This window comes from Rudaea sp., assembly GCF_057139185.1.
Map to the genome: position 1 here is coordinate 26,873 of NZ_DBNHDN010000031.1, position 12,184 is coordinate 39,056.

11 protein-coding genes are annotated in these 12,184 nt (G+C 65.4%); 9 read left to right on the plus strand and 2 right to left on the minus strand.

The window, feature by feature from the left end; all coding sequences use genetic code 11:
• Positions 1-277: 277 nt before the first annotated feature.
• Entirely contained in the window at positions 278-1,246 is a 969-nt protein-coding gene (locus AC16HO_RS10780; RefSeq protein ID WP_395643431.1) for a LysR substrate-binding domain-containing protein, read from the minus strand.
• Positions 1,247-1,539: 293 nt separating this feature from the next.
• Here AC16HO_RS10780 and AC16HO_RS10785 point away from each other — a divergent pair, with 293 nt between their 5' ends.
• The 9 genes from AC16HO_RS10785 to AC16HO_RS10825 are packed head-to-tail and all read left to right on the plus strand — an operon-like array spanning position 1,540 to position 10,770.
• The gene (locus AC16HO_RS10785) at positions 1,540-2,280 is read left to right on the plus strand and encodes an SDR family oxidoreductase (protein WP_395643345.1); all 741 of its coding nucleotides are present in this window, start codon (positions 1,540-1,542) and stop codon (positions 2,278-2,280) included.
• Complete coding sequence (locus AC16HO_RS10790) at positions 2,277-2,897, plus strand: 2-dehydro-3-deoxy-6-phosphogalactonate aldolase (RefSeq protein ID WP_395643344.1); 621 nt, start codon at positions 2,277-2,279, stop codon at positions 2,895-2,897. The genes AC16HO_RS10785 and AC16HO_RS10790 overlap by 4 nt, the downstream gene beginning before the upstream one ends.
• On the plus strand, positions 2,894-4,042 hold the full coding sequence (gene dgoD / locus AC16HO_RS10795) for a galactonate dehydratase (RefSeq protein WP_395643343.1): 1,149 nt from the start codon (positions 2,894-2,896) through the stop codon (positions 4,040-4,042). The genes AC16HO_RS10790 and dgoD overlap by 4 nt, the downstream gene beginning before the upstream one ends.
• Before the next feature lie 22 nt (positions 4,043-4,064).
• Positions 4,065-4,964 (plus strand): SMP-30/gluconolactonase/LRE family protein, encoded by a 900-nt coding sequence (locus AC16HO_RS10800; protein ID WP_484335430.1) that lies wholly within the window; start codon positions 4,065-4,067, stop codon positions 4,962-4,964.
• Entirely contained in the window at positions 4,961-5,839 is an 879-nt protein-coding gene (locus AC16HO_RS10805; RefSeq protein WP_395643341.1) for a 2-dehydro-3-deoxygalactonokinase, read from the plus strand. The genes AC16HO_RS10800 and AC16HO_RS10805 overlap by 4 nt, the downstream gene beginning before the upstream one ends.
• A gap of 58 nt (positions 5,840-5,897) precedes the next feature.
• Entirely contained in the window at positions 5,898-7,460 is a 1,563-nt protein-coding gene (locus AC16HO_RS10810; protein ID WP_395643340.1) for a sodium/sugar symporter, read from the plus strand.
• Between the two features lie 32 nt (positions 7,461-7,492).
• Positions 7,493-8,698 carry a glycoside hydrolase family 27 protein gene (locus AC16HO_RS10815; RefSeq protein WP_395643339.1) on the plus strand — a complete coding sequence of 402 codons (1,206 nt, stop codon included), beginning with the start codon at positions 7,493-7,495 and terminating at the stop codon, positions 8,696-8,698.
• A 19-nt stretch (positions 8,699-8,717) separates the two neighbouring features.
• Complete coding sequence (locus AC16HO_RS10820; RefSeq protein WP_395643430.1) at positions 8,718-9,605, plus strand: aldose 1-epimerase; 888 nt, start codon at positions 8,718-8,720, stop codon at positions 9,603-9,605.
• Positions 9,606-9,660: 55 nt separating this feature from the next.
• Positions 9,661-10,770 (plus strand): PA0069 family radical SAM protein, encoded by a 1,110-nt coding sequence (locus AC16HO_RS10825; protein ID WP_395643338.1) that lies wholly within the window; start codon positions 9,661-9,663, stop codon positions 10,768-10,770.
• 9 nt (positions 10,771-10,779) lie between these two features.
• Here AC16HO_RS10825 and AC16HO_RS10830 read toward each other — a convergent pair whose 3' ends face one another.
• Complete coding sequence (locus AC16HO_RS10830) at positions 10,780-12,099, minus strand: M24 family metallopeptidase (RefSeq protein ID WP_395643337.1); 1,320 nt, start codon at positions 12,097-12,099, stop codon at positions 10,780-10,782.
• Positions 12,100-12,184 lie beyond the last annotated feature (85 nt).

Here is a 12,184-nt window from a genome sequence, read left to right on the forward strand (position 1 = left end):
AACATGATTCTCCTCCCGATACGAACGACGGACGGTTGTTGCGACGTTGTCCCGGCGGAGCCTGCCGACCGTCGACAACGCCGTCGGCGGGGGTTCTTGGTGTGGCGCGAGAATAGAAATGCGTCGCCTGTCGTACAAATGAAGATTTCCGCTCGAGCTATACGAATGCGGAATAGGCTGGACTTTGCTTCTGCCTGCTTCCACCTCGCTGCGACTGCCGCGCTGAAGCCTCAGCTCAACCCGGACCACCCTCGTTTCGTTCCTGCGCCGGCACGCGCTACTCGGTGGGCTCGGGATACAACTCGCGCGCGACCTTTCTGAGTGCATCGAGCACGCGTTCGGCGGCGGGCGAGAGCCGCTGATGGCGCGCGCGGATAATGCCGAAATCATCCATGCGCACGCCCAGATCTATCGGCAGCACCACGAGTTGGCCCGAGGTCAGGTACGGCGCGACCGAGCGTGCGGGCAGCGTGGTCAGGAAGTCGGCGTCGCCGAGCAGCGCAGTGATTACCGGCAGTGCGGACGTTTCGATCACGTTTTGCGGCCACGGCATGCCGTGATCGAGAAACACCGCACCCAGGCGCGCGCGCAACATGCTCGAGTCCGGCGGCATGATCCAGCCGAAGCCGGCGAGGTCCTCGTAGCGGATGCGCGATCCCACCAGCGGATGTCCCGCACGCGCGATCACCGCGTGCGGTTCGTCCGCCAACGCCTCGAATTCGAGGTCGGCGCCGAGTTCGGGGTCCATGATGCGACCGATGACGATGTCGAGGCGACCCTCGAGCAGTTTCGCGACCAGCGGCCGGCTGGCATCCATCTCGACCCGGATCAGGATGTCGGGCGCTGCCTGCTTGACTGCCGCGATCGCCTTCGGCACCAGGTTGGTGCCCGGGTTGACCACGGTGCCGATCGCCGCCTGGCCCAGGCGGCCATGGCGCAGCATCCGGATCTCGTCGCGCGCGCGTTCGAGTTCGGAAAGCGCGGAACGCGCGCGCCGCGCCAGCGCGTCTGCATAAAGGGTGGGCTCGATGCCGCGCGCGTGGCGTTCGAACAACGGCACGCCGAGCAGGTTCTCCATTTCGGCGAGCAACTTGGACGCGGCTGGCTGGGTCATGTTCGCGGCCGTGGCCGCGTGCATCACGGAACGGTGTTCGTAGAGCTGCGCGAACAGCTGCAAGTGCCGGGTTTTCAGCGGCATGATGGAAGCGCCGCCGGGATAGCGGGAGGGCGGGAGTTTCTTGGTCATGGCGGCACACCTATTCCGGGACGGAATGGAAATTACCGAAAATTTCATTTGATGCGAATAGGTGGCGAGTCGAATAATGCCAACCGAGCCGGACCTGCGCCGAAACCGGCTGTGGCTGCGGATTCGTTCCGGGTGACAACAAGAACGGCAATCGTCGCCAGCCGGGCGCGTTTCGTCGTCGGCGCGGAAGCGCAGGAGGAGGGCAGGTTGGTGACAAACCCGTTCATGGCCGACGCGCATGCGTGCGCTGCGGATCGACCGGTGTGGACATGGTGCGCCCGGGGCGCACGCGCGTGAGCGCGAATGCACGGCTCTCGGGCAAGCGCGTCATTGTCACCGGCGCGGCCGGCGGCATTGGCGCGGCGATCGCGAAACTGTTCGCCGCGCACGGTGCGCGCGTCGCCTGCTACGACCGCCAGGTATCGGATGCTGCCTGCGAATACAGCGCGCAAGGCGACGTCGCCGACACGGGCGCAGTCGTTGACTTCGTCGCCGGCGTGCATGCGCGGTTCGGTGGCGTCGACGTACTCGTCAACAACGCCGGCGCCGACGTGTTCGCCGAGCCGCTGCGGCTCAGCCAGGCAGACTGGCAGCGCAACCTGGACACGAACCTCGGCGGCGCATGGAATTTCGCACGCGCAGTGCTGCCGCACATGCTCGAGCAGGGCGCGGGTTCGATCGTCAACATTGCCTCGGTGCATGGGCACAAGATCATCCCGGGCGCGTTTCCTTATCCGGTCGCCAAGCACGGCCTGATCGGCATGACCAAGGCGCTCGCAATCCAGTACGCCGCACAGGGCGTGCGCTGCAACTCGATTTCGCCGGGGCTCATTCTGGTCGAACGCATCGAGCGCTGGTTCGAGCGCGAGCCCGGCGCGCGCGAACGCCAGACCGAGCTGCTGCCGTGCAAGCGCATCGGCACGCCCGAGGAAGTCGCCTACACGGCGTTGTTCCTCGCCAGCGACGAAGCGCGCTTCATCAACGCCACCGATATTTTGATCGACGGTGGCCGCTCGCAGCTCTATCACGAATGACGACGATGGACTGGAAAGCGCATCTGCCGCTGATCGCGATCCTGCGCGGCGTCACGCCAGACGAGGTCGAAGCGCATGTCGATGCGTTGATCGCAGCCGGCATCACCCTGATCGAGATTCCGACCAATTCGCCGCACTGGCTGCGCAGCGTCGAGCGCGCTCAGGGGCATGCACGCGGACGCGCGATCATCGGCGCGGGCACCGTGCTCAACGCTGCCGATGTCGATGCGCTGGCCACCACCGGCGCGAAGCTCATGGTGACGCCGAACACCGATCCACCGCTGATTCGTCACGCGGTCGCCGCGGGCCTCACCGTCGCCGCGGGGTTTCTCACGCCGAGCGAAGCATTCGCGGCACTTGGCGCGGGTGCGCAGATCCTCAAGCTGTTTCCGGCGGCGAACATGGGCAGCGCCTACGTGCGTGCGATCAAGGCCGTGCTGCCGTCGACGACGCCGCTGTTCGCCGTCGGCGGCGTCACTCCCGAAAACCTTCGCGATTTCCTCGGCGCGGGCTGTTCCGGCGCGGGGCTCGGCGGCGATCTGTACAAGCCGGGCCAACTCTCCACCGCGACGCGTAGCCGTGCCGAGGCATTTATTCGGTCCTACGGAAAGAAATGAAAATCACCAAACTCACCACCTACCGTGTCGCCCCGCGCTGGATGTTCCTCAAGATCGAGACCGACGAGGGCCTCACCGGCTGGGGCGAACCGGTGATCGAAGGCCGCGCGCGCAGCGTCGAAGCTGCGGTGCTCGAGATCGGCGAGCAGTTGATCGGCCAGGATCCGGCGCGCATCAACGATCATTGGCAGACCATGTACCGCGGCGCGTTCTACCGCGGCGGCGCGGTGTTCATGAGTGCGATCGCCGGCATCGACCAGGCGCTATGGGACATCAAGGGCAAAGCGCTCGGTGTACCGGTGTACCAGCTGCTCGGTGGCCTCGTGCGCGACCGCATGAAGACCTATTGTTGGGTCGGCGGCGACCGGCCCGCCGATGTGATCGCGCAGATCCGGCAGCGCATCGAACACGGCTTCGATACGTTCAAGATGAACGCGTGCGAGGAATTGGGGCTGATCGACACGAGCCGCGCGATCGACGCGGCCGTGGCCAAGGTCGCCGAGATCCGTGCCGCGTTCGGCAACACGATCGAATTCGGCCTCGACTTCCACGGCCGCGTCGGCGCGCCGATGGCGAAGACGCTGATCCGCGAACTCGAACCGTATCGCCCGCTGTTCATCGAGGAGCCCGTGCTCGCCGAGCAAGCCGAACACTATCCGCGCCTGGCCGCGCAGACCGCGATTCCACTCGCTGCGGGTGAGCGCATGTACTCGCGTTTCGAATTCAAGCACGTGTTCGAGCGCGGCGGCGTCGCCATCGTGCAGCCGGATCTGTCGCACGCCGGCGGCATCAGCGAATGCATGAAGATCGCGGCGATGGCCGAAGCCTACGACGTCGCGCTTGCGCCGCATTGTCCGCTCGGTCCGATCGCGCTCGCCGCCTGCCTGCATGTCGACTTCGCGAGCTGGAACGCGATGCTGCAGGAACAGAGCATCGGCATCCACTACAACGCCGACGGCGAAGTGCTCGACTACGTCGTCAACAAGGACGCGTTCGCGATGGAGCAAGGCTCGGTCAAGCCGTTCACTCGCCCGGGGCTCGGCGTCGAGATCGATGAAGCCGCCGTCGTCGAGCGCAGCAGGAATCCGCCCGATTGGCACAACCCGGTCTGGCGCCACGCCGACGGCAGCGTCGCGGAGTGGTGAGGCCCGCATCGTGCCGACGCCCGTGAAAAATGAAGCGCGACTCGCCCTCGACAGCCGCTGCACTCTGGGCGAGGGCATCGTCTGGGACGAGCGTGTCGGCGCGCTGTACTTCACCGACATCCACGCGTCGCGCCTGTGGCGCTTCGATCCGGCCAGCGGCGCGGCGCGGCATTGGGCGTTGCCGGACCGGCTCGGTTCGCTCGCGTTGTGCGAATCCGGTGCGCTGCTGCTTGGCCTCGCCAAGGGTATCCATTTCGCCGATGCGAGCCGGCTCGATGCGAGCGATCGCCTCGATGCGCAGCTCCTCGCCGCGGTCGATGAAGCGCCGTCCCTGCGCATCAACGACGGTCGCTGCGATCGCAACGGAAATTTCGTTTTCGGCACGCTCGACGAAAGCGCTCCCAAGCGCCCGATCGGCCGCTTCCATCAATTTTCCACGAAGCACGGCCTGCGTCCGCTCGATCTCGGCGGTGTCGCGATTCCGAACAGCATCGCTTTCGATGCTGACGGAAAGACGCTCTACTACTGCGATACGCTGGCGCGCTGCATCCAGCGCTGCGACTACGATGCCGAGCGCGCGCGCGTCGGCACGCCGCGCGTGTTTGCGCACGTCGATTCGCACGTCAGCGCCGACGGGTCGGCAATCGATCGCGACGGCCGCCTGTGGAACGCGCAATGGGGCGTCGGCCGCGTCGTCGGCTATTCGCGCGCTGGCCGCGTCGAACACGAAGTCGCCGTGCCCGCGAGCCAGCCGAGCTGCCCCGCGTTCGGCGGCGCGAACCTCGACACGCTTTACATCACCACGGCACGCGAAGACCTGAGCTATGAACAGCTCGAACGCGAGCCGCACGCCGGCGCGGTGTTCGGCGCGCGTATCGACGGCGTCGTCGGTTTGCCGGAAGAGAAATTCTCGGGCCTATGATCGCGATCGATTGGGGAACGACGAGTCTGCGCGCGTTTCGTCTCGACGCGGAAGGCCGCGTGCTCGAACAACGCCGTTCCGCACAAGGCATTCTCACCGCCGCCGGACGCTTCGCCGAGGTGCTGCGCGAAACGATCGCCGGTTGGGACGACGCGCTCGTCGTCATGGCCGGCATGATCGGCAGTCGCCAGGGCTGGTTCGAGATGCCTTACGTCGATTGTCCCGCCGGCATCGACGAGATCGCCGCGGTGATGCGGCGTCTTCCCGCCGCCGCGCTGGCCGGGCGCGAGCTGTGGATCGTGCCCGGTTTGCGCACGCGCGACGGCGCTGGCGTTTACGATGTCATGCGTGGCGAGGAAACGCAGCTCTGCGGCGTGCTCGCACAAACCGAGACGACGCGTGCCAGCGTCTGCCTGCCCGGCACGCACAGCAAACGCGCGACGCTCGTCGAAGGCCGCGTCGACGGGTTCGCCACAGCGATGACCGGCGAGTTGTTCGCGCTGCTGTGCGAGCACAGCCTGCTCGGTCGCCTGATGAGCGACGGCGGGCACGATGCCGAGGCGTTTGCACTCGGCGTGGCGCATGCATCACGCAAGGGTGATCTGCTGCATCACCTGTTTGCCGCGCGCACGCACGGTTTGTTCGATGTGCTGCGTCCGGATCAATTGCGGCCGTTCCTGTCCGGCCTCCTGATCGGCCATGAACTCAACGATCTGCCGGCCGACGCGGGCATCGTGCATCTGGTCGCCGCGCCGGCGTTGCTCGTCGCGTATGAGGCCGCGCTCGCGCAGCGCGGCCATGCGGTACGCGCGCATTCGGAGCTGGCATCGGCGCGGGGTTGTCATGCGCTCGCCAGACGCGCGGGGTTGGTGTGAAAAACGGACGCGTGGAAAATACCGTCGCGGAAAACTTGGGACGATTCGGAGGGGACACATGAAACTGGCCTGGCTCGACGCACTCATCGTGCTGGCGTATCTCGTCGGCATCTTCGCGCTGGCGCAATGGGTGTCGCGCGAGAAAGGCGACCACCGCAAGAACGCGCAGGACTACTTCCTCGCCAGCAAGGCGCTGCCATGGTGGGCGATCGGCACCTCGTTGATCGCGGCGAACATCTCGGCCGAGCAGATCATCGGCATGTCCGGCTCGGGCTATGCACTGGGCCTGGCGATTGCGTCCTACGAATGGATGGCCGCGGCGACATTGTTGATCGTCGGCCGCTGGTTCCTGCCCGTATTCCTGCGCAACGGCATCAACACGATGCCGCAGTTCCTCGAGGAACGCTACGGCACGCGCATCCGCACGGTGATGGCGGTGTTCTGGCTGATCCTCTATGTGTTCGTCAACCTGACCTCGATCCTCTGGCTCGGCTCGATCGCGGTGAGCCAGGTTACCGGCATGGATCAATTCATCGCGCTGGCGCTGCTCGGCGCCTTCTCGCTCGCCTATCAACTCTACGGCGGCCTGAAGGCGGTCGCGCTGACCGACTTCGTCCAGGTCGGCTTGCTCGTGCTCGGCGGTTTGTTCATTGCCGCGATCACGCTCGGCAAGATCGGCGGCGATGCCGGTGTCCTCGCCGGCTTCCACAAGCTGCTCGATGCGCATCCCGAACATTTCCACATGATCCTGAAGCCCGACAACCCCTACTACAAGGACCTGCCCGGCCTGGCCGTGCTGATCGGCGGCATGTGGGTGGCGAACATCAGCTACTGGGGCTTCAACCAGTACATCATCCAGCGCGGGCTCGCGGCGAAGAGCATCGGCGAAGCGCAAAAGGGCGTGCTCCTTGCCGCGTTCATCAAGCTGCTGATTCCGCTGATCGTCGTCGTGCCGGGCATCGCCGCGGTTGCGCTCGCACCGGGGCTCGCGCGCCCCGACCAGGCATATCCGACGATGATGGGTCTGCTGCCGACCGGCGTGCTCGGCCTCGTGTTTGCCGCGCTGATTGCCGCGATCATGGCTTCGCTGGCCTCGAAGATAAATTCGATCGCGACGATCTTCACCCTCGATTTCTATGCGCGCCTGAGCGGCCGCAACGAGCAGACGCACCTGGTCACGGTCGGCCGCTTCGCCGCGGTCGCCGCGGTCGCGATCGGCATCCTCGCCGCGAAACCGCTGCTCGGCAGTTTCGATCAGGCCTTCCAGTACATCCAGGATTTCACCGGCTACTTCACGCCCGGCATCACCGTCATTTTCCTGCTTGGACTGTTCTGGCCGCGCGCGAACGAGGCCGGCGCGCTCGCGGCGGCGATCGGCTCGGTCGTGTTGTCGATCGCGATCCGCTTCGGCTTGCCATCGATGCCGTTCATGAACCGCGTCGGCCTCGTCTTCGTGCTGTCGCTGCTGCTCGGCGTCATCGTTTCGCGGATGACGCCCGCGGTGCCGGCAACGAACCGCATTCGCACCGACGACGTGAGCTTCCGTACCTCGGCCGGCTTCAACCTCGGCGCGGTCGGCGTGGTGATGATCCTGGTCGTGCTCTACACGGTGTTCTGGTAATTCCGCCGCACCCTGTCCTCGCGGAGAACTCGATGAAGAAGGCCTTGCTGAAAATCCTGCACTCGTCGGCGCTGGCGCTCTGCGCAATTGCCGTGTCTTTCCACGCGCGTGCGGCGCAGACTGCGGCCGAACTCGCGCCGGCGCCGCAGATGGGCTTCAACAACTGGAATTCCACCCATTGCCGCGCCGAGTTCAACGAGGCGATGATCCGTGGCGTCGCCGACAAGTTCATCGAACTCGGCTTGAAGGACGCGGGCTACACCTACGTAAACATCGACGATTGCTGGGCGTACTGGCAGCGCGACGAGGACGGCAAATTGCGGCCCAATCCGGAACGCTTCCCGAGCGGGATCAAGGCGCTCGCCGACTACATCCACGGCAAGGGGCTGAAGTTCGGCCTGTATTCGAGCGCGGGCAGCTGGACCTGCGAGCCGAAGCAGGCGAACCACGGATTCCCGGGTGGCCTCGGCCACGAGAAGCAGGACGCCATGCTCTACGCGTCCTGGGGCGTGGACTATCTGAAGTACGACAATTGCAACAACGAGAAGATCGATGCGAAGCAGCGCTATTCGGCAATGGGCGAAGCGCTGCGTGCCACCGGCCGGTCGATTTTCTACAGTTTGTGCGAGTGGGGCGAGAACAAGGCCTGGCTGTGGGCGGGCGAGCCACCCGTAGACGGCAATTCCTGGCGCACGACCGGCGACATCGAGGACAAGTACGCCTCGATGCTCAAGCTGTTCAAGCAGAACGTCGTTCTCGATGCCTATGCGAAGCCGGGCCACTGGAACGATCCCGACATGCTCGAAGTCGGCAACGGCGGCATGACCGACGTCGAGTACCGCAGCCATTTCAGCCTGTGGGCGATCATGGCCGCGCCGCTGTTGATCGGCACCGACCTGCGCACGGTCAAGCCCGAAGCGCTCGAGATCCTGCTCAACAAGGAGGTGATCGCAGTCGACCAGGACGCGCTCGGCGTGCAGGGCAAGCGCATTCGCGCAACCGGCGGCGTGCATGTGATCGTCAAACCGCTCAAGGACGGCAGCCGGGCGGTCGCCGTGTTCAACGAGACGAACTCGGCGAAGGAAGCTTCGGTCACGCCGGCTGAACTTGGCCTCGACGCGATAAAAAAGTACACCGTTCGCGATTTGTGGGCGCATGCCGACGCGAACGGCGACGGCGCGATCAGGGTCAAGCTCGCGCCGCACGCAACCGCGATCTATCGGATCAGCGCGCTGTGATCCGGGACGCAACGTGCCGATGATTCTGACGAGTCCTTCACTGCGGCTGGAGATCGAACCCGCCTGGGGTGGAGGATTCCTGCGTTTCGACTGGATCGCGAACGGCACGGCGGTGCCGCTGATGCGCGCGTTCGATCGCGCGTCGGCTGCGCCTGCATCGAGCGCTCCCGACCCGAACCGCCTCGCCTGCTATCCGCTGATCCCCTGGTCGGGCCGCGTGTCCGGCGGCGGCTTTTCCGTCGGCGCACGTCGGGTCGAGCTTGCGCTCAATCGCAACGACGAACGTTGGCCGATTCACGGCAGCGGTTGGCAGCGCGCATGGCGAGTCGAGAGCATTTCGACGAACCAGGTGTCGCTGACGCTCGAGGAAACCGCGACCGACGGCTACTGCTATCGTGCCTCGCTTCGCTACGCGCTCGACGACAGGACACTTGCCGTGACCTTGAGCGCGACCAACACCGGCACGGTCGCGCTGCCGTTCGGCCTGGGTCTGCATCCGTTCTTTCCGCGCCATGGCGACGCGCGCCTGCGCGCGCCGGCAACCGGCGTCTGGCGCAACGACGGGCGCACGCCATTGCCGGTCGAACGGACCTGCGTACCTTTGCGGTGGAATTTCGCGCGCGATTCGGTGCTGCCCGACGGGTTGGACCATTCGTTCGATGGCTGGAGCGGACAGGCAACGATTCGCTGGCCGCAGCGCGGATTGCGCATGGACATCGATGCCGATGTCGATCGTTATATCGTCTACGTGCCGGCGCAGCGCGACTTCTTCTGCTTCGAACCGGTCGATCACACGCCGGACGCAATGAATCTCCCCGGCGGCGCGGTCGCGCGCGGCATGACCCTGCTTGCACCCGAACAAACCTTGGCGCGGCGATTCTGCTTGCGCGCATCCGCGGAATCCTGAGCGAAGACGGCAAGGATTCGCAGGCGCTGAGACGTGCGCGGCGCATACTCGCCGCATGCGCCGCGAACGCACGCCCGACTACAGTGATCGCCTTGATGTGCCCGCGCGCATCAAGGGTCGCGGCGCAGCGTCGAACCCCGAAGGCCGCTTCGAATCGCGCACGAGCACGCGCGAAGACGACGGCTGGGAGCCGGAAGCCGAACCCGAATCGTGCCCGGAAACGACGGTGACCGAGGAGCGCGCGCGCACGATCATCAGCCACAACGAATCGCCCGACCTCCATTTCACCGCGTCGATCAATGCCTATCGCGGTTGCGAGCACGGATGCATCTACTGCTACGCGCGGCCTTCGCATTCGTACCTGAACCTTTCGCCGGGCATCGACTTCGAGACCAAACTGTTCGCGAAGACCAATGCCGCCGAGCTATTGCACAAGGAGCTCGCCAAACCGGGCTACGTCTGTTCGCCGATCAATCTCGGTGCGAACACCGATCCCTACCAGCCGATCGAGCGCCGCTACCGGATCACGCGCGACATCATTCAAGTGCTGGCCGAGCATCGGCACCCGTTCACGATCATCACCAAGAACGCGCTGGTCGAACGCGATCTCGACCTGCTCGTGCCGCTGGCGGCGCAGAACCTCGTGCACGTGTTCGTCTCGGTCACCTCGCTCGACAACCGTCTTGCCGCGGCACTCGAGCCGCGCGCGAGCGCGCCGCATCGGCGCTTGCAGGCCGTGGAAAAACTCAACGCTGCCGGCGTGCCTTGCGGCGTCATGGTCGCGCCGATCATTCCGATGGTGACCGACAAATACCTGGAAAAAATCCTCGAAGGCGCGGCCCACGCCGGCGCGCCTGCCGCCGGCTACACGATCGTGCGCCTGCCGTATGAGCTCAAGCACCTGTTTCGCGAATGGCTGGCGCTGCATGTGCCCGAGCGCGCCGAGCACGTGATGAGCCTGATCCGGCAGATGCGCGGCGGCCGCGACAACGATGCGAACTTCGGCTCGCGCATGCGCGGCGAAGGCGAATTCGCCGAATTGATCCGCCAGCGCTTCCAGCTCGCTTGTCGCAAGCACGGCATCGACCGCGGCCGACCGGTGCGGCTCGACACGAGCCTGTTCCGCGTGCCACGCGAACCGTTACCGCAGGGAGAATTGTTCTAACTGCGCAAGCTAGTAGACCATCCCGCCAAACGGATCATCGATCGACGGGCTCTGCGGGGTCAGCAACTCCGCGCCGTCCGGCGTGATCACCAGATCGTCTTCCAGACGGATGCCGAACTCGCCCTTGATGTACACCCCGGGTTCGTCGCTGAATGTCATGCCTGCCTTCAGCCTGGGCGCCACATCCCAGCCGAACATGTTGTTCTTCACGAAGTACGGCCATTCGTGCCCGTCCATGCCGATGCCGTGGCCGAGACGATGGGTGAAGTATCGAAACCCCGGCCCGTAACCCGCATCGACGATGACCTTGCGCGCCGCGGCGTCCACGTCACCCGCCACGATCCCCGGCCGCGCCGTCTTCAATGCCGCCGTCTGCGCCGTCTTCACGACATCGAAGACCTTCTTCATCTTGTCGGTCGGTTTGCCGAGCACGAAAGTGCGCGTGAGGTCGGACTGATAACCTTCCACCGTGCAACCGTCGTCCAGCATCAGGATCGAGCCTTCGCGCAGCGTCTGCGGCTGGGCCGATCCATGCGGCAACGCGGTGAACTCGTCGATGTTGAGCGAGGCCTCGCCCGGAAAACCGACCTTTGCGTAGGCCAACTGCACGAGGTTTTCCACCTCTGCGTTCGTCATGCCCACGCGTACCGACTGCGCCACGGCCCGATAGACCAGCAGCGTGGCCTTGGACGCCAGGCGCATGCACTCCAGCTCGTGTGTGTCCTTGATCATGCGGCAGCCGGCGGTGACCGGCGTGGCGCTGACCAGATTCAAGTGAGGATTCGCGGCGCGAATCGAATCGGCGAAAACGAACTTCGTGTTCTCATCGATGCCCAGCGTGCCCGTGGCAATCCCGCGGTCGCGCAGCCCCTTGCCCACGAGCGCGAACGGGCTTTCGTCCTCCTGCCAGGTCAGCACCTGTGCCTCCTTGCCGAGCGGGCCGACATCCAGCGCCTCGCGGGCGCGCGCCTCCTCGAACGCCGGCGTCACCACGAACGGCTTGCCTTTGGCAGCAACCACCAGCGCCCACAGCCGTTCGCTGCCACCCATGCGCAGATCGGCGAAATACCGCCCCGACGTGCCACCGGAGATGAGAATGGCGTCGATCCGGTTCTCCGCCATCAACTGCCTGGCGCGTTCGATGCGCGTCTGCCGCTCGGCGTTCGTGAACGCTCGCGCCTGTGCAGACAACGTGGGCAAACGCGCGATCGCGGGAAACGTAGCTGTCGACGCAGCCTGCGCAGCAACGACGCCTGGCTTCGCGATCGCGGCGGCTCCGGCTGCGGTCGCAAGTCCGGTGGACAGAAAACGGCGGCGGGTGAAGGACATGCTCTCTCCTGTGTGGCTGCGGTTCGATCGCGCGGGAAACGCCAATTCGCGCGGATGCATCGTGTTACGCTCACTCGGAGACGTC